The following is an 18,411-nucleotide window of genomic DNA, read 5'->3' as shown; positions in this document are numbered from 1 at the left end:
TACACGGAAACTAATTAGAACTCATGGCAAAGAAAAACCATAAGAGACACAGTGTATCACGCTTATTGGTGCCTGTTGCACTGGCAGTGACCCTGGCAGCGTGTTCGTCTAAACCTTCAGCACCGACTGCTGTTGATATTACCCTCGACCCTTCGCAAACGGCGCAAAGTTATCTGATGTTGGCAGACAGCAGCAGTGGTAGCCTTCAGAATGACTGGTTGATTATGGCCCTGAAAGCCGCCGTGCAAGCCGGTGACACTGACCAGGCCGATCTGCTGCTCAAACGTATCGCCAAATTAAAGCTGAGTCCGGTTCAGCAAGCCGAGTGGCAATTGTCACGCGCAGAACTGCTGGAGCGTCAGCAGCGCTACCGCGATGCTCTGCAACTGCTCAATTTCAGAACGGACTGGCCTTTGGCTAACATTCAGTGGCAGGACTACTATCGATTACGTGCAAGATTGCTGGAGCAAGTCGGGCAGTACTTTGAAGCCAGTCGAGAGCTGACCCAGCTCAATATGTATGCTCAGGGTGAAGATGCGCAAATCGCCGATGCGATCTGGCAAAACCTGATGCAATACAATGAGCAGCAAATCAATCAGTTGTCAGCGATGCCACAAGAAGAAGTGCTGGACGGCTGGTTACAGTTAGCAGTGTATGTGAAATCGTTGAGCGGCGATGTTTCGCTGCTGAAAAACAGCCTGGAAAACTGGATGGCAGAAAACCCTACTCATCCAGCCGCGATATTCACCCCACAAGCGATCAACGACATTCTTGCGCTGCAGATCAGCAAACCGGTCAATACGGCACTATTACTGCCGTTAGGCGGTAAATATGCCAAACAGGCGCAGCTGATTCGTGATGGCTTTATCTTAGAGATGATGAACGATGAAGTACGCGATCCCAACGCGACACTGACCGTGATTGACGTTAATGGTCAGGATCTTGCCAGCATCAATCAGCAACTGGTCAACAAAAACATCGACTTTGTGGTTGGTCCGCTGGTGAAAAGCAACATCACCAAGTTACAGCAGATTAGCCGTGACAACGGTTATACCATTCCCACTCTCGCTTTGAATATTCCGGACCAGATCGAAACCGGCGACAGTACCTGTTATCTGGCTTTGTCCCCGGAACAGGAAGTGGCGCAGGCTGCGAAACATCTGTATCAACAGGGTTACCGCTACCCACTTATTCTGGCACCGCAAGGCCGCCTGGGTGAACGGGTGGTAGAAGCCTTTAATGAGGAATGGCGTCAACTGAGCGATAACAAAGTTGCGGTCAGTCTGTTTGGTGACAAACGCCAGCTGCAGCGCAACATCAATAACGTTTTTGGCTTGCAGGAGAGTCAGCAGCATATTGCTCAGATGGAACAGATCCTGGATATTCCTTTGGAAAGCCAACCGCGCAGCCGCCGTGATATCGACGCGGTCTACATAGTAGCAGACAGTGGTGAACTGACCCTGATCAAGCCGTTTATCGAAGTCGCGATCAACCCTGATACCAAGCCACCGAAACTGTTTTCTAACTCACGTAGCAATAGTGGCCGTACCCAGTATGAAGACCTGAGCGGCGTGATGTATAGTGATATTCCGTTACTGATCCAGCCAGACGATGCGTTGGAAGCTCAATTAACCGAGCTGTGGCCAAAACATTCCAATGCTGAAAAACGTCTGCAAGCCTTGGGCATGGACGCTTATCAGCTGATGCAGCAGTTGCCGCAGATGAAAGTTGTCGATGGCTATACTATTGAAGGTAAAACCGGGCAGCTCAGCATTGATGACCAGTGTATTGTCCAGCGGGAAATCAGCTGGGCCGAGCACAGTGCTCAATAGCCCCCGTCAGCGAGGTAACCAGTTTGAAGCCCTGGCACAAAATTATCTGTCGCGCCAGGGTTTACAGCCACTCGAAAGCAATTTCCTGGTAAAATCTGGCGAACTGGACCTGATCATGCGCGACAAGCAAACCATCGTGTTCGTTGAAGTCCGCTACCGTCGCAACCAGAATTTTGGCCACGCCGCGGAGACAGTTACGCCAGCCAAACAGCGAAAACTGCTACGTGCGGCTAACGTTTGGCTGCAGAGTAAAGGCTTGTCGGTGCATAGCTGTGACTTTCGTTTCGATGTGGTCGCCATTCACGAGCACGGCCAACAAATAGATTGGATAAAAAACGCAATTACTCAAGGATAACCGATGCTAGACAGCATTAAAGACAGTTTTAAAGAAAGTATTCAGATCCAGATTGCCGCAGCAGAGGCCCTGCCCGATGCGATCACCTACGCGGCACAGGCCATGGTCAGCAGTCTGCTGAACGGCAATAAAATTCTTTGCTGCGGAAACGGCGGCTCTTCAGCGAATGCACAGCAGTTTGTCTCCTGCCTGCTGAACCATTTCGAGACAGAGCGACCGAGCCTGCCAGCGATGGCACTGACAGCAGACAATACCACGCTGACAGCGGTCGCGAACGACTACCACTATGCGGAGATATTCTCTAAACAGGTGCGTGCATTCGGTCAGCCTGGAGATATTTTACTGGCGATTTCTACCAGCGGTAATAGTAAAAACGTCCTGAAAGCGATGGAAGCCGCAGTGACTCGCGACATGACCATTATTGCCCTTACCGGTAAAGATGGCGGCGAAATGGCTGGCTTACTGGGTGAAAACGACGTTGAGATTCGAATTCCTTCCCAGCGCACCGCCCGTATTCATGAAGTACATATGCTCACTCTGCACTGTTTATGTGATTTGATCGACCAGGTCCTGTTTCCAGCCCATGAAGAGTAATCTTATGATCAGAATAAAAGCGCTGTTTACCCTGTTGTTACTACTTACGACTTCCGGTTGCGCCGGTCTGTTTGTCGCCGGAGCCGCCACAACTGCCAGTATCGCCATCGACCCGCGCAGTACCGGTGAAATCCTACGGGACAATCAAATCGAATTTGAAATTGCAGGAATGGTCAACAAAGCGCCGTACACCAGCGCGCTGCGTATCAATGCGGTCTCTTATCGAGGAACCGTGGTGTTGGTTGGCCAGGCCAGCGACCCACAGTTATTAAATGAGTTTGTCGCGACAACCCGCAAGATCAGTGGTGTGACCAAAGTACACAATCAAGTCAGGAACAAAGGTCCACTGTCTGTCAGTCAGATCAGCAATGACAGCTGGATCACCACTAAGGTAAAATCTTCACTGCTGACTGAAAGCGACCTAAACGGCATCAAGATCAAAGTGATCACAGAAGATCGGGAAGTGTTCCTGTTTGGCTACGTCACCAAACAACATGCCGATTTGGCTGCCGAGATTGCCCGTAACACCATTGGGGTAAAACAGGTGATAAAAGCCTTTCAGTATCCCGAAGTGCAATAACCCGACCGCACTAAGATAGCATCAACTAAAAAGCAGCCGATTGGCTGCTTTTTAGTTGATTGGCACTTTAGCGACAGATTTATTTAACGACTTTCAAACTGGGTCGACCACTTGGCCTTACCGGTTCTTCGCTGTTATCGTCATTCTCTATCGCTGATGGTCCATTTTGCTCCTGATGCTCTGCGGCCACTTCATCCTGGATAAAGTGGCCCATGTAGGCCTCTTCAGGGTCAAAGACGGTACCAACACCGTTTTCTCGCGCATAAATAGCCTGTACGGCGTATAGCGGCACGATCACCGAATGAGGTCGACCACCAAAGCGGGCATTGAAGGTGATTGCATCGTTGCCTAGCTCAAGGTTGCCCACAGCCCGCGGGACGATATTAAGCACGATCTGCCCGTCCTGAACAAATTCAAGCGGAACACGAACACCTGATGCGGTTGCGTCTACCACCAGGTGAGGTGTCAAATCGTTATCAACCAACCAATCATAGTAGGCTCGCAGCATATAAGGGCGGCGGGCCGTCATCTTGGAGATATCCATATCGATTAGCGTGCCAGTCTCATCTCACGTTCGGCTTCTGTCAGAGAAGCAAGGAATGAATCACGTTCAAATACACGACTCATGTATACTTTCAGCTCTTTAGAACCGGGGCCACTCAGTTCAATACCCAGCTGAGGCAGACGCCACAATAATGGCGCAAGATAACAGTCAATCAGGCTGAACTCTTCACTCATGAAGTATTCATACTCGGCGAAAACCGGCGCCAGCGTCAGCAGATCGTTACGCAGCTTGTTGCGAGCCGCTTCTGCTTCCTCTGCACTGCCATTGACCACTTTTTCAGCCAGAGAGTACCAGTTTCTTTCGATACGGTAGATCATCAGACGACTGTTACCACGAGCCACCGGATAGACCGGCATCAGAGGTGGATGCGGGAAGCGCTCGTCCAGATACTCCATGATGATCTTGGAATCATATAACGCCAGTTCACGGTCGACCAAGGTTGGCACTGTTTTGTACGGGTTTAGTTCAACCAGTTCCGCTGGCAGGTTCGCTTCATCAACCAGCTCAACTTCAACACTGACACCTTTCTCAGCCAGTACGATACGAACCTGATGGCTATACATATCAGAGGCGCTTGAAAATAGAGTCATCACAGAACGTTTATTGGCAGCTACAGCCATGGAGCCCTCCAGCACACTTACATATACAAAAAACAATGGAGGCTAAGCCTCCATTGCAATTTCAAAAATAGAAAATTAGCAAGACATGTTAGCACAATTAGTGCACATCCCGCCAATACTCTTTCTTCAACAGTACGAACACGATCGTCAGCAGCACCAGGAAGGCCATCACCCACCAACCCAAGTTTTGACGCTCTAACTGCATGGGTTCACCAGCGTACTCCAGGAAGTTGACCAGATCGCGTACTGCATTGTCGTACTCTTCCTGGTTCAGCTCACCAGTGCCATCACTTTCAACGCCGACGATGACCTGATGTTCTTCACCGTCCACCATTTGGGTTTCAAAAACTGGCTGTGGTATGCCCTGCAGTTCTTCCAACACATGCGGCATACCCACACTTGGGAACACGATGTTGTTGACGCCAAACGGACGAGACGGGTCGGCGTAGAATGAGCGCAGGTAAGTGTATAACCAGTCGGTACCACGAACGCGGGCAACCAGAGTCAAATCTGGCGGTGGAGCACCAAACCATTTCGCCGCTGAATCTTCCGGAATGGCGTTTTCCATCAGATCACCGATTTTGGCTTCAGGATCGAATACCAGGTTCTCTTTCATCAGATCGGTTGGAATACCCAGATCCGTCGCCACACGCTCATAGCGCTGGTATTGCGTCGAGTGACAACCAAAACAGTAGTTCATGAACAACTTAGCACCCTGTTGCAAAGAGGCTTGGTCTGTCAGGTCATTATTTGCTTTATCGAGATGAACATTTGCACCGGCTGCCATCGCCAGAGATGGCAACATTGCAAATAAAATTACAATCCATTTTTTCATTTGAATGTCACCCTTTCTGGTAGTGGTTTTGTCGCTTCATTTTTGCTGTAGAAGAACAACAGCACAAAGAACATGAAGTATCCAAGACTGAAGATCTGAGCCATCAATGTGTATGTCGGCGTTGCAGGCAACGCACCCAGTACACCCAGAGCCACAAAACAGATGGTGAATTGAATGATGTTGATCAAATGGAATTTGCTGCGGTAGCGGTAAGAGCGTACCTTACAACGATCCAACCAAGGCAGTACAAACAGTACTACGATAGATGCGCCCATGGCGATAACACCCAGCAGTTTATCCGGAACCGCACGCAGGATGGCGTAGAACGGAGTGAAGTACCAAACCGGTGCGATATGCTCAGGAGTCTTCAGTGGGTTCGCGGCTTCAAAGTTAGGCGGCTCAAGGAAGTATCCACCCATTTCAGGGTTAAAGAACAGCACATAACAGAACAGGAACAGGAAGCCCGCAACACCAACCAGATCTTTCACCGTACCGTATGGATGGAACGGGATCGAATCAATGATGTCGTATTTCTTCGCGTAGTAGTCGTGGAACTTGAACTGAGACTGGTAATCATCGCCCATAGTGCCTTTAGGCAGCTTGGTTTCAATGCCATCAGGGTTGTTAGAACCCACTTCGTGCAGCGCCAGGATGTGCAACACAACCAGCAGCAACAGAACGATTGGCAATGCGATTACGTGCAGAGCGAAGAAACGGTTCAGAGTTGCACCAGAGATAACGTAGTCACCACGAATCCACAGCGTCAGGTCATCACCGATAACCGGAATTGCACCAAACAGCGAGATGATTACCTGTGCACCCCAGTAAGACATCTGTCCCCATGGCAGCAAGTAACCCATAAAGGCTTCCGCCATCAGTACCAGGAAGATTAACATGCCGAAGATCCACAGCAGTTCACGAGGCTTCTGGTAGGAACCGTAAATCAGGCCACGGAACATGTGCAGGTAAACAACGATAAAGAATGCCGAAGCACCGGTAGAGTGCATATAGCGCAGCAACCAACCATATTCGACATCACGCATGATGTATTCAACTGAAGCAAATGCACCTTCTCCGGAAGGAACGTAGTTCATTGTCAGCCAGATGCCCGTCAGGATCTGGTTAACCAGAACCAGCATCGCCAGCGAACCGAACAGATACCAGAAGTTAAAGTTCTTCGGCATTGGATATTCAGAAAGGTGCTTTTTGTACGCATTCATTGCGGGTATGCGTTTTTCTACCCAGTCCAGTAGAGCTTGCATTATGCCTCCCCTTGTTCGTCAACACCGATCATAATTCGGGTATCACTCAAATACATGTGCTTAGGCACCACAAGGTTCAGCGGTGCTGGAACGCCTTGGAAAACACGTCCTGCCATGTCAAATTTGGAGCCGTGACAAGGACAGAAGAAGCCTGACTTCACGCCTTGAACCTGCTCACTAAAACTGTCTGGCAAATAGGTAGGTGAACAACCCAGGTGGGTACAGATACCGACTGCGATAAAGTACTCAGGCTTGATTGAGCGGTACTCGTTACGAGCGTACTCAGGTTGTTGGGCTTCTCCGGAAGCCGGGTCGCGCAGTTGGCCATCAATGGCTTTCAGGCCGTCCACAATAGACTGAGAACGACGAACTACCCATACAGGCTTACCTCGCCATTCAACACGTACCATCTGCCCTTCTTCAAGCTTGCTGACATCAACTTCAACAGGGGCACCGGCTGCTTTTGCTTTTGCACTTGGGTTCCAAGATTTAATAAAAGGAACGGCGACTGCAGCTGCTCCCAGACCACCGACAACTGCTGTTGTCGCTGTCAGGAAACGTCTACGACCGTTATTTAAAGGCGCATTGCTCATCCAAACATTCTCCCATTTGCTCCTTTTGGATAGTTATTATTCCGCTTACAGAGCATGGCTAACAAAATACGAATTTAGTTGTATTTATTTGACGGGAAATGATAATTAAAACCCTACTTTTTGACAAGATAAAGCTACCTTTTTGTAACAAACGTGAAGTAAATCGTCTGCGAGGTCACAAAAGGGGCATAACTGTAAGAAAAGTTGCGCAGAGTGCTTAGTGGTGAGGATTTTATTCGCTATTCAAAACAAAAAAAGCCTGGCGCAATGCCAGGCTTTTTGAACCACATTCCGGTATAAACCGGAGCGAATCTTTTCCAGGAAAAGATTAACGCTTGGAGAACTGTGGACGACGACGTGCTTTACGTAGACCAACTTTCTTACGTTCAACGCAACGAGCATCACGAGTAACGTAACCCGCAGCACGTAGAGTAGGACGTAGAGACTCATCGTACTCCATAAGAGCACGAGTGATGCCGTGACGAATTGCACCCGCTTGACCAGAGATACCACCACCTTTAACAGTGATGTACAGGTCAAGTTTCTCAACCATCTCAACTAGCTCAAGAGGTTGTTTAACAACCATGCGAGAAGTTGGACGACCGAAGTACTCATCAAGGCTACGCTTGTTGATTACGATGTTGCCGCTGCCTGGTTTAATAAAAACACGTGCAGCTGAGCTTTTGCGACGGCCAGTGCCGTAGTATTGATTCTCTGCCATTTCCGAAATCCCCGATTAGATGTCTAGTACTTTTGGTTGTTGAGCAGCATGGTTGTGCTCAGCGCCAGCGTAAACTTTAAGCTTACGGTACATAGCACGGCCCAGAGGACCACGTGGCAGCATACCTTTAACCGCTAGTTCAAGAGCCATTTCAGGCTTACGATCAATCAGCTTTTCAAAAGTGATTGATTTCAGGCCACCTGGGAACTCAGAGTGACGGTAGTACACTTTGTTTTTCGCTTTGTTGCCAGTTACAGCAACTTTCTCAGCGTTAACAACGATGATGTAATCACCAGTGTCTACGTGAGGAGTGTATTCAGCTTTGTGTTTGCCACGTAGGCGAGATGCAATTTCACTTGCTAGACGGCCAAGAGTTTTACCCTCTGCGTCTACAACATACCAGTCGCGTTTTACAGTTTCTGGTTTAGCAACGAAAGTTTTCATGCTAATAATAACCCGTTAATTAAATTTTACACTTAAGGAGCCTTAGCTCCCACTGTCTAAGAGCCCATGCATCACCCCTTCGAGTGGTTGGCACTCTCGGCCTTGTGTTTCAAAGAAACAGACCTGCAGTAACGGTGGGTCGCAGGATTATAGAGAAGTGAGATGAAAAAATCACCTTTTTTTTGAACCCTATCACCGAATTTTTCTCGCTGGGCCGAATCACTAAGCCAAATGTTCTTTTGCCAGATATTCATGGCTTTGCATTTCAATCAAACGCGACTGGCAGCGCTTAAACTCAAATTCCAGCAAACCATGGCTGTAGAGCTGTTCCAGCGCCACCTCAGCCGAAATAATCAGCTTGACGTGTCGTTCATAAAATTCATCGACCAGGGCGATAAAACGCCGTGCAGCGTCATCTATCAGCGGCGACATCTGGCAGACATCCGCCAGCAGCACGGTGTGGTAAAGACGGGATATTTCGATGTAATCGTTCTGGCTGCGAGCGGTCTGACACAGCTGGGCAAAACTGGCGTGCAACACACCATCGCTGGCTTCAATCACCGTGATATGGCGATGGTTGATCTCAATCGAGTGCTGCGGGGCATGATTATCCGCGACCAGCTGCTGATAGTATCGAGCCAGGTTATCGTGGGCAGCCTGATCTAACGGGTAGTGATAGATTTCGGCCTGCTCTAAGGTCCTCAACCGGTAATCAATACCACTGTCGACATTAAGAATTCGACAGTTTGCTTCTATCAGAGCAATCGCTGGCAGAAAACGCGCCCGTTGCAGGCCATTGCGATAGAGGTCTTGCGGCGGGATATTGGATGTCGCGACCAAAATGACACCACGTTGGAACAGGGCCTGAAACAGCGTACCCAAAATCATCGCATCGGTAATGTCGGAGACAAAGAATTCATCAAAACAGATGATTTCCGCTTCGGATTTAAAGATATCCGCTACTTTTTCCAGCGGATCACTCACCTCCCCCAGGCCTTTCAGCTCGTCATGGACCCGATACATAAAGCGGTGAAAATGCACCCGCATTTTTTTACGGCCTGGCAGCGCATCAAAAAACGTGTCCATCAGGTAGGTTTTGCCGCGCCCGACTCCGCCCCAGAAATAGAGCCCTTTTGGCACCTCTGGCTGGGCTGGTGATTTTCCTAACCACTTCTGCCAGCGCTTTTGCGGGGCTACCGGGCTACGTTGATATTCAATGTATTCATGATAGAGCTGCTCCAACGCCTCTACGGCCTGTTCCTGAGCTGCATCTTTTTGAAATCCATGCAGTTTTATGTCTTGTTGGTATTTTTGAATCGGGGTCATCTCGCCACTACCTGAGGAGAAACAAGAAAAGCACTCACCTAAAACAGGTGCATTTTGCTTTATCGTCTACGACACTCATAGTACCATGGGATTTGAGCATGTGTAACCAACCGGTAAAAAACATGTTAAATAACAATGATAAGGAGCAAATATGCCTTGGATTTATGCCCTTGTTGGCCTGATGGCCGGTGCGATACTGGGAATCGTCATCACCCGAATCACAACCCCACAATACAAAAACCAAAAAAGCATTCGCAAAGATCTCGAAAGCGCTAAATTCGAGCTGGAACAGCAGCGTCAGGAACTGGCCGATCATTTCGCCCAGACGGCGGAAATGCTCGATACGATCGGTAAAGATTACACCAAGCTTTATCAACATATGGCGAAAACCTCGTCCGATCTGCTGCCTAACCTCCCACCGCAAGACAACCCTTTTAGCAACAAGCTTTCGGATCAGGAAAAACAGCATCAGGAAGACAACGTGTTGTTAGAAGAAGCGCCAAAAGATTATGCCAAAGGTGCCACGGGATTATTCAAAGAGCCCGAAAAAGCCGTCATCCATTCCCAGGATGTCATCACCGAAAAAGCTTCTTAGAACAAAATGAACTTTAGCGGTAGCAAATAGTCATAACTCTCACAAGTGCCTGTTGAAATAATTCATTTAGACCACATCTTGTTCAACAGGCAACCTCATAATGGGAGTTATTTCAAAATGAAAAAACCAATACTTGCATTATCCGTTCTGACACTTTGCGTATCTGCAGTCATCAGCCCCGTAACCGCCTCTGCTGCTATTCCTACCGCCGTCAACTCTGAGCAACTGCCCAGTTTGGCACCAATGCTGGAGCAAGTGATGCCAGCGGTGGTCAGTATCGCCGTAGAGGGGACTCAGGTGACCAAACAGAATATTCCGGAGCAGTTTCGCTTTTTCTTTGGCCCGGATTTTCCCACCGAGCAATTGCAGGAGCGCCCCTTCCGTGGTCTTGGTTCAGGGGTCATTATTGATGCCAAACAGGGTCATATAGTCACCAACTATCACGTGATCAATGGCGCCGAGAAAATCCGCGTCAAACTGCACGATGGTCGCGAATACGATGCAGAGTTAGTCGGCGGTGATGAAATGGCCGATATCGCGCTGCTAAAACTGGAAAAAGCCAAAAACCTAACTCAGGTACAGATTGCAGACTCGGACCAGTTACGCGTGGGTGATTTTACCGTAGCGATCGGCAACCCGTTCGGTCTAGGCCAGACCGTGACTTCCGGTATCGTCTCAGCCCTGGGGCGCAGTGGTCTCAATATCGAAAACTTTGAGAACTTCATTCAGACCGATGCTGCCATCAACAGTGGTAACTCAGGCGGCGCACTGGTTAACCTTAATGGTGAACTGATCGGGATCAACACCGCCATTCTAGGCCCCAACGGAGGCAACGTCGGTATTGGCTTTGCTATCCCAGCCAACATGATGAAGAACCTCACCAACCAGATCCTGGAATACGGAGAGGTTAAACGAGGCATGCTCGGGGTGCAGGGGGGAGAGATCACCTCTGAACTGGCCGAAGCTCTGGGTTATGAATCCAGTAAAGGGGCATTTGTCAGTCAGGTGGTCCCGGATAGCGCTGCAGACAAGGCCGGCCTGGAAGCAGGCGATGTGATTATCTCGATCAACGGTAAAAAAATTAATACCTTCAGTGAATTACGCGCAAAAATCGCCACGCTCGGTGCAGGTAAAGACGTGACGCTTGGGGTCATACGCGATGGTAAACAACGTTCATTCGACGTAACTTTGGGTGCTCAAACCGATGTCAAGACCGCCGCGAACAAACTGCATGAAGGCCTGGCAGGCGCCGAACTCACCAACACCACTTCCCGTGACGGCATTGACGGCGTCAAAGTCTCTTCGGTAGAGAAAGGGTCTAATGCGGAAAATTATCAGCTACAAAAAGGCGATATTATTATTGGCGTCAATCGCAAGCGGGTGAAAAATCTGGCCGAACTGCGCACTATTCTGGAGAAAAACCCGACGGTATTGGCGCTGAATATTCAGCGGGGGAACCGAACTGTCTATATAGTGGTTCGTTAACCGCCAGGCGCATTTAGTAACATAAACGCGAGTTGGATTCGAAAGGACAGAGCCGGTCAGCTCTGTCCTTTTGTTATTTACGCAACTAGTGCTATTCTTCGGACTTCTGACTAAGAGTGTGGAGTGTTTGGGCCTGGTATGCTGAACTTTGTTTTTCGATCTGTGATGTTAGGACTGGTGTCCGCAGCACTGGTGTTAACCTTTGTGCCGTCACTTCGCCCCAAAATCATTCCAACTCAAATTATCGATCCGGTCGAGAGTTTCAGCAACTTGCAGGTGTCATTTAACACTGCGGTGCGTAAAGCGGCGCCTGCCGTGGTTAATATCTACAGCCGTAAATACACCGAAAATGACCGCACCAAACTGTCGACCCAAGGGCTGGGTTCCGGGGTTATCGTCAGCGCAAAAGGTTATATCATCACCAACTACCACGTCGTCGCACAGGCGGATCAGATCATCGTCGCGCTGCAAGACGGGCGGGTTGCTGCGGCACAACTGGTTGGCAAAGATCGCCGCACGGATATTGCCGTACTCAGGGTGGAAGGAACCAATCTGCCTGTCATCCCGCTTAACCCGGAGTACGCAGCCAAAGTAGGTGATGTAGTGCTGGCTATTGGCAACCCGTATAACCTGGGGCAGACCACCACCTTCGGCATTATCTCGGCAACCGGTCGCTCATCAATCAGTGCCGACGGCCGCCAGGCGTTTATTCAGACTGACGCCGCGATAAACGAGGGCAACTCAGGCGGGGCATTGGTCAATACCCGCGGCGAACTGGTCGGTATCAACACAGCCTCGTTTCAGCAGGCCACCGAACTGGAAACCTATGGCATCTCATTTGCTATCCCCTATTCGCTGGCACAACGAATTATGGACAAAATCATTGCTGACGGCCGGGTAATTCGCGGTTACATCGGCATTGACGGTCAGGATATCAGTTCCGTGACCTCCCGGTTACTGGGCAAGGAGCAAATGGGTGGCATTGTGGTATTGGGCATTGACCCCAATGGCCCGGCGGCTCAGGCGGGCTTCCAGCCTCAGGATATCATCCTGAACATCGACGGCAAAAAAGTTAACGGCCGTGAGAGTGTCATGGAAATCGTCACCGATTTACGTCCGGGTACCACGGTAGAGGTGATTGTGTTGCGTAAAGGCAATGAAGTGCCGCTGACGGTCACTATCGCTGAAGATACCCGTGAGTAGTATGTCGCAGCGAATTTAAGCCTTAAACTGATGTGATAAAAAACCCAGCGTTAGCTGGGTTTTTGGTTTATTCGCTCTCGTCGCTCGGATGATCTGCAGGCAGTTCCACTTCAACTCGCGTCACTCTCTGCAGCCCTCTCGGCAGCAGGCTGCCACGCCGGCCTCGCTCACCGCGGAAGTTATCCAGATCCGAGGTTTTGAGCCCCAGCTTGCGCTTGCCCGCATACAGCGTCAGGGCGCTGCCATTTGGTAAGGCCAGCAGGTGTGACACCACCTCTTCCCGCTCTTTCGCTTTCGCAGCCGGAATATTGATGATCTTATTGCCCTTACCTTTGCCCAATTGCGGCAGATCTTTTATCGGGAACAGCAACATTCGGCCCTGATTGGTGATGGCCAGAATTTCATCACTGTCCAGATCAGCAATAGCTTGCGGTTCCATCACCTGAGAATTAGTTGGCAGATTCACCAACGCCTTACCACTGCGGTTTTTCGACAGCAGTTCCGCGCCTTTACAGACAAAGCCGTATCCGGCATCCGAACCTACCAGCCATAGCTGCTGCTCTTCTCCCATCACCACCTGACGAATTGAACTGCCTTCGGTGATGTTCAGACGGCCGGTGATCGGTTCACCCTGGCTCCGCGCCGATGGCAAGCTGTGCGCTTCCAGCGAGTAGCTGCGACCATCACTGCCCAGGAAGACCGCCTGCTGGTTACTCTTACCCCGGGCATGGGCGAGATACTGGTCACCCGCTTTGTAGGTTAAGCCGCTTGGATCGACATCGTGGCCTTTGGCATGCCGGATCCAGCCTTTCTCAGACAGCACCACGGTCACGGGCTCACTCGGAACCAGATCACGCTCTGTTAGCGCTTTGGCTTCGGCTCTTTCCACCAGCGGCGAACGGCGATCATCACCGTATTTATCCGCGTCTGCTTTGATCTCTTTTTTCAGCAGCGTATTCATCCGGCGCTCGGAACCCAGCAGTTGTTCCAGTTTCTGGCGCTCTTTCTCCAGCTCTTCCTGCTCGCCGCGGATCTTCATCTCTTCCAGCTTCGCCAGATGACGCAGCTTGGTATCGAGAATCGCATCGGCCTGAATGTCGGTGATGCCAAACCGGGCCATCAGCACCGCTTTCGGGTCGTCTTCGGTACGAATGATTTCGATCACTTCGTCCAGATTGAGGTAAGCGACCAACAAGCCTTCCAGGATGTGCAGCCGTGCCAGCACTTTATCCAGCCGGTACTGCAAACGGCGCCGAACGGTAGTGCGGCGAAACTCAATCCACTCGGATAGGATCTTCACCAGACCTTTCACCTGAGGCCGGTTATCCAGGCCAATCATGTTCAGGTTCACCCGGTAGCTTTTCTCAAGATCGGTCGACGCGAATAGATGGTTCATCAGCAGGTCACAGTCGACCCGGTTGGAACGCGGCACAATCACGATACGAGTCGGATTTTCATGGTCAGATTCGTCGCGCAGGTCATCGACCATTGGCAGTTTCTTAGCGCGCATCTGGGCGGCGATCTGTTCCAGTAGCTTAGCGCCGGACACCTGGTGTGGCAGCGCAGTGATCACTACGTCACTGCCCTCTTTATGCCATACCGCGCGCAACTTGATGCTGCCCCTGCCTGTGCGGTAGATCTTCTCGATATCGGAACTGGCGGAAATGATCTCCGCTTCGGTTGGGTAGTCCGGACCTTTAACGTACTGCATCACATCGGCCAGTTGTGCCGAAGGATGATCAATCATATGGATCGCTGCGTCGGCCACTTCCCGCACATTGTGCGGCGGGATATCGGTAGCCATACCGACGGCGATACCGGTGACGCCGTTGAGCAGAATATGCGGCAGACGGGCCGGCAGCATTTGCGGCTCTTTCATGGTGCCATCGAAGTTTGGCTGCCACTCCACCGTGCCCTGCCCCAGCTCACCGAGTAAAACTTCGGCAAATTTGGACAATTTCGCCTCGGTATATCGCATCGCCGCGAACGATTTCGGGTCATCCGGCGCACCCCAGTTACCCTGACCATCGATCAGTGGATAACGGTAAGAGAACGGCTGTGCCATCAGCACCATGGCTTCATAACAGGCCGAATCCCCGTGCGGGTGATATTTACCTAATACGTCACCGACGGTACGGGCGGATTTTTTGTATTTGGCCGCCGCCGACAAACCTAGCTCAGACATCGCATAGATGATACGCCGCTGTACCGGCTTCAGTCCGTCACCTATGTAGGGCAGCGCCCGGTCCATAATGACGTACATCGAATAATTCAAATAAGCGTCTTCGGTGAACTTGCGCATTGGCAACTGTTCGACGCCGTCAAAAGTAATCTCACTAGACATTCATTACACCTCGGCCAAATCACCGTTAGACTGCAACCAGCTGCGACGGTCATCGGCGCGCTTCTTACCCAGCAGCATATCCATCATTTCTACCGTCGCTTCAGCGTCATCGATCGTTAGCTGAACCAGGCGGCGAGTATTCGGATCCATGGTGGTTTCACGCACCTGCAGTGGGTTCATTTCCCCCAAACCTTTAAAGCGCTGGACGTTGATTTTGGCTTTTTTCTTACTTAACCGCTCCAGAATGCCCTCTTTCTCATCGTCATCCAGGGCGTAAAATACCTCTTTGCCGCAGTCAATACGATACAGCGGCGGCATGGCAACATAAATGTGTCCGGCGTTGACCAGCGCAGGGAAGTGTTTGGTAAACAGGGCGCACAACAGAGTGGCGATATGCAGCCCATCGGAGTCCGCATCGGCCAGAATACAAATTTTACCGTACCGCAGACCATCCAGATTGTCGTTGTCCGGGTCGATGCCCAGCGCAACAGAGATGTCATGCACTTCCTGCGAGGCCAATACCTGATCAGCAGCCACCTCCCAGGTATTAAGAATTTTACCCCGCAGCGGCATCACCGCCTGAAACTCTCGGTCTCGTGCCTGTTTAGCCGAGCCTCCCGCCGAGTCCCCCTCGACGAAAAAGATTTCTGTACGGTTAAGATCCTGTACCGAGCAGTCGGTCAACTTACCCGGCAAAGCTGGCCCGGAAGCCACTTTTTTCCGCACCACCTTTTTACTGGCGCGCATCCGGCGGTGGGCGTTGGCAATGCAGACTTCAGCTAACAGTTCGGCCAGCTGCGGTTTTTCATTCAGCCACAGGCTGAAGGCATCTTTGACCACCCCACTGACAAAAGCAGCGGTCTGACGGGAAGACAAGCGCTCTTTGGTCTGGCCGGCAAATTGCGGATCCTGCATTTTGACCGATAACACATAAGAACAGCGGTCAAACACATCGTCGCCGGTCAGTTTGACGCCGCGCGGCAACATGTTGCGAAATTCACAGAACTCACGCATAGCGTCGAGCAGCCCCTGACGCAGGCCATTGACATGGGTGCCGCCCTGAGCGGTCGGGATCAGGTTGACGTAGCTCTCGGTGATCATCTCACCGCCTTCCGGCTGCCAGATCACGGCCCAGTTAGCGGCTTCGGTTTCCGCGCGGAACTCCCCGGTAAACGGTGATTCCGGCAATACCGGATAACCCTTCACCCCTTCAGCCAGGTAGTCTTTCAGGCCATCCTCGTAAAGCCACTGGTAATCCTGGTTATTAACCTTGTCACTGAACGTAATTTCCAGGCCGGGACAAAGCACCGCTTTGGCGCGTAAGTTGTTGATCAGACGGGTAACGGAAAAATTAGGCGAATCAAAATATTTCGCTTCCGGCCAGAAGTGGACACTGGTACCACGATTGCGGCGGCCGCAGGTTCCGGTAACAGTAAGATCCGACACTTTGTCGCCATGTTCAAAAGCGATCTCATAGACCTGACCATCACGGCGAACCGTCACTTCCACACGCTTGGACAGGGCGTTAACGACCGAGATCCCCACCCCGTGCAGACCACCAGAGAATTGGTAGTTTTTATTGGAAAACTTACCCCCGGCATGCAATTTACACAGAATAAGTTCAACCCCGGAGACTTTTTCTTCAGGGTGAATGTCAACCGGCATACCACGACCATCATCAATGACTTCCAGTGACTGGTCAGCGTGCAGGATAACCTGCACCTTGGTAGCGTGTCCGGCCAAAGCTTCATCGACGCTGTTGTCGATAACCTCCTGACCGAGGTGGTTTGGACGAGCTGTATCCGTGTACATCCCCGGGCGGCGACGCACTGGTTCTAAACCATTAAGAACCTCAATGGCTCCAGCATTATATTGTTCAGTCATATTGCGGAATTTCGTGTTGGAATACTCAAAATGCGATTGGGCAGTTGATTTGGACAATGCAGGCCGGACTGGCTAACAAAAACAAAGCGGATATTGATACACCAGGTTTGAACGGCACAACTGCGCAATTATAGGAGAAACATAGTCTGGCTCAGGCCGGGCTATGTCAAGTTCGTTCAGCAACTAAGGTGTGATTTTATGACTTTTCCCTCAACCAGAGTCATAGTTGAAGAAATTCGATGATCGATTGGGGGAAACGTTCAAAATCGACAAAGCTATGATCACCACCTTGTTCAACCGTTTGTTTACACAACGAAAGTTTTTCTACTGCCTGCCGGTAATCCAGCACTTCATCAGCGGTTTGCTGCAGTAGCCACAAGCTATCCGGACGGGCAATCTGCTCAACATCCAGCTCTTTTAACTGCTGAACATGTTGCGGCAGCAGCACGTACTGTTCACCGGTATACGGGTTAAGCTGATCACCAAGATAGTCGACCAGTAATTCATAAGGCTTAACTGCCGGATTAACCAACACTGCGCGAAATGCGAATTGTTGGTTGAGCCAGATGGAAAAATAGCCCCCCAGAGAACTGCCTACCAGGCCTATCTGATAGTGATCCCGATATTGCTCCACCAGTTGAAGCAACAACTGTTCGGATTGATTGGGGAAGCAGGGTAACTGCGGCACGAGCACCTTAATATCAGGACGATGCTGCTGACAATATTGCTGCATCAGCATCGCTTTGTGCGACTGAGGTGAACTGTTAAAGCCGTGAATGTATATCAGCAACGACGGCTTCATATCAGTAACCGGCGGCATTGAAATCAGGCAAGAAACAGCCTTCTTCCAGGCGTTGTACTTGCGTGTCAAGCTGGCCGTCGGCATACAAAGTCAGTTCTCGCCAGCCCGGAGGTTTATTATCCAGGGCAAAATCATTGGAATTGGGTTTGAACTGCACGCAAGTCGATGGAGTCGCAAATACGCGCACACCGTTGTGGTTACGGTCAAAATCCTGATGCACGTGGCCACAAACTACCGCTTTAACGTTCGAGTGCGCTTCAACTACCTGCCAGAAATTGTCGCTGTCTTTTAAGGTGTGCTGATCCAGCCAGGCGCTGCCGACTAACAGCGGGTGATGATGCAGCAACACCAGACTGTACCGGTCGGCATGT

The 18,411-nt window shown here is 50.6% G+C and carries 18 protein-coding genes and 1 pseudogene; 7 read left to right on the top strand and 12 right to left on the bottom strand.

Annotation, left to right across the window (positions count from 1 at the left end; genetic code table 11):
• Positions 1–23: 23 nt before the first annotated feature.
• The 4 genes from ACQY6F_RS05985 to ACQY6F_RS05970 are packed head-to-tail and all read left to right on the top strand — an operon-like array spanning position 24 to position 3,361.
• Positions 24–1,832: a penicillin-binding protein activator gene (locus ACQY6F_RS05985; RefSeq protein WP_428772931.1), complete on the top strand. Its 1,809-nt coding sequence runs from the start codon at positions 24–26 to the stop codon at positions 1,830–1,832.
• Positions 1,777–2,187, top strand: coding sequence for a YraN family protein (locus tag ACQY6F_RS05980; RefSeq protein WP_428772929.1), 411 nt, complete (start codon positions 1,777–1,779; stop codon positions 2,185–2,187). The genes ACQY6F_RS05985 and ACQY6F_RS05980 overlap by 56 nt, the downstream gene beginning before the upstream one ends.
• Before the next feature lie 3 nt (positions 2,188–2,190).
• Positions 2,191–2,781, top strand: coding sequence for a phosphoheptose isomerase (locus tag ACQY6F_RS05975; RefSeq protein WP_428772928.1), 591 nt, complete (start codon positions 2,191–2,193; stop codon positions 2,779–2,781).
• Positions 2,782–2,785: 4 nt separating this feature from the next.
• Entirely contained in the window at positions 2,786–3,361 is a 576-nt protein-coding gene (locus ACQY6F_RS05970) for a BON domain-containing protein (RefSeq protein ID WP_428772927.1), read from the top strand.
• 79 nt (positions 3,362–3,440) lie between these two features.
• Here ACQY6F_RS05970 and sspB read toward each other — a convergent pair whose 3' ends face one another.
• The 8 genes from sspB to zapE form a co-directional block, all read right to left on the bottom strand.
• The gene (sspB, locus tag ACQY6F_RS05965; RefSeq protein ID WP_428772926.1) at positions 3,441–3,905 is read right to left on the bottom strand and encodes a ClpXP protease specificity-enhancing factor; all 465 of its coding nucleotides are present in this window, start codon (positions 3,903–3,905) and stop codon (positions 3,441–3,443) included.
• A 5-nt stretch (positions 3,906–3,910) separates the two neighbouring features.
• Positions 3,911–4,546, bottom strand: coding sequence for a stringent starvation protein SspA (gene sspA / locus ACQY6F_RS05960; protein WP_428772924.1), 636 nt, complete (start codon positions 4,544–4,546; stop codon positions 3,911–3,913).
• 97 nt (positions 4,547–4,643) lie between these two features.
• Positions 4,644–5,381 (bottom strand): cytochrome c1, encoded by a 738-nt coding sequence (locus tag ACQY6F_RS05955; protein ID WP_428772923.1) that lies wholly within the window; start codon positions 5,379–5,381, stop codon positions 4,644–4,646.
• Entirely contained in the window at positions 5,378–6,643 is a 1,266-nt protein-coding gene (locus tag ACQY6F_RS05950; RefSeq protein ID WP_428772922.1) for a cytochrome b, read from the bottom strand. Before ACQY6F_RS05950 ends, ACQY6F_RS05955 begins: the two co-directional genes overlap by 4 nt.
• A complete protein-coding gene (gene petA, locus ACQY6F_RS05945; protein WP_428772921.1) occupies positions 6,643–7,236 on the bottom strand; it encodes a ubiquinol-cytochrome c reductase iron-sulfur subunit in 594 nt (197 codons plus the stop codon). The genes ACQY6F_RS05950 and petA overlap by 1 nt, the downstream gene beginning before the upstream one ends.
• 328 nt (positions 7,237–7,564) lie before the next feature.
• Positions 7,565–7,957, bottom strand: coding sequence for a 30S ribosomal protein S9 (gene rpsI / locus ACQY6F_RS05940; protein WP_428772919.1), 393 nt, complete (start codon positions 7,955–7,957; stop codon positions 7,565–7,567).
• Between the two features lie 15 nt (positions 7,958–7,972).
• Positions 7,973–8,401, bottom strand: coding sequence for a 50S ribosomal protein L13 (gene rplM / locus ACQY6F_RS05935; protein ID WP_428772918.1), 429 nt, complete (start codon positions 8,399–8,401; stop codon positions 7,973–7,975).
• Between the two features lie 222 nt (positions 8,402–8,623).
• Entirely contained in the window at positions 8,624–9,727 is a 1,104-nt protein-coding gene (zapE, locus tag ACQY6F_RS05930) for a cell division protein ZapE (protein ID WP_428772916.1), read from the bottom strand.
• Between the two features lie 151 nt (positions 9,728–9,878).
• On the opposite strand from zapE, the gene zapG reads away from it, so the two are divergent.
• The 3 genes from zapG (at position 9,879) to degS (ending at position 13,010) form a co-directional block, all read left to right on the top strand.
• A complete protein-coding gene (gene zapG, locus ACQY6F_RS05925) occupies positions 9,879–10,322 on the top strand; it encodes a Z-ring associated protein ZapG (RefSeq protein ID WP_428772915.1) in 444 nt (147 codons plus the stop codon).
• Positions 10,323–10,439: 117 nt separating this feature from the next.
• Positions 10,440–11,807 carry a Do family serine endopeptidase gene (locus ACQY6F_RS05920; protein WP_428772914.1) on the top strand — a complete coding sequence of 456 codons (1,368 nt, stop codon included), beginning with the start codon at positions 10,440–10,442 and terminating at the stop codon, positions 11,805–11,807.
• A 138-nt stretch (positions 11,808–11,945) separates the two neighbouring features.
• Positions 11,946–13,010: an outer membrane-stress sensor serine endopeptidase DegS gene (degS, locus tag ACQY6F_RS05915; protein WP_428772912.1), complete on the top strand. Its 1,065-nt coding sequence runs from the start codon at positions 11,946–11,948 to the stop codon at positions 13,008–13,010.
• 67 nt (positions 13,011–13,077) lie between these two features.
• On the opposite strand, the gene parC is transcribed toward degS, so the two are convergent.
• From parC to ACQY6F_RS05895, 4 genes and pseudogenes are all read right to left on the bottom strand, one after another.
• Positions 13,078–15,354: a DNA topoisomerase IV subunit A gene (parC, locus tag ACQY6F_RS05910; RefSeq protein ID WP_428772911.1), complete on the bottom strand. Its 2,277-nt coding sequence runs from the start codon at positions 15,352–15,354 to the stop codon at positions 13,078–13,080.
• A 3-nt stretch (positions 15,355–15,357) separates the two neighbouring features.
• Positions 15,358–17,238, bottom strand: coding sequence for a DNA topoisomerase IV subunit B (parE, locus tag ACQY6F_RS05905; protein WP_428772910.1), 1,881 nt, complete (start codon positions 17,236–17,238; stop codon positions 15,358–15,360).
• Between the two features lie 220 nt (positions 17,239–17,458).
• Complete coding sequence (gene yqiA / locus ACQY6F_RS05900; RefSeq protein WP_428772908.1) at positions 17,459–18,040, bottom strand: esterase YqiA; 582 nt, start codon at positions 18,038–18,040, stop codon at positions 17,459–17,461.
• A gap of 1 nt (position 18,041) precedes the next feature.
• A pseudogene (locus ACQY6F_RS05895) lies at positions 18,042–18,411 on the bottom strand (3',5'-cyclic-AMP phosphodiesterase); the annotation flags it as partial.

Origin of the sequence: Vibrio sp., from assembly GCF_050299255.1 — a bacterium.
Classification (GTDB): Bacteria; Pseudomonadota; Gammaproteobacteria; order Enterobacterales; family Vibrionaceae; genus Vibrio.
This window is presented reverse-complemented; position numbering and strand designations above follow the sequence as displayed.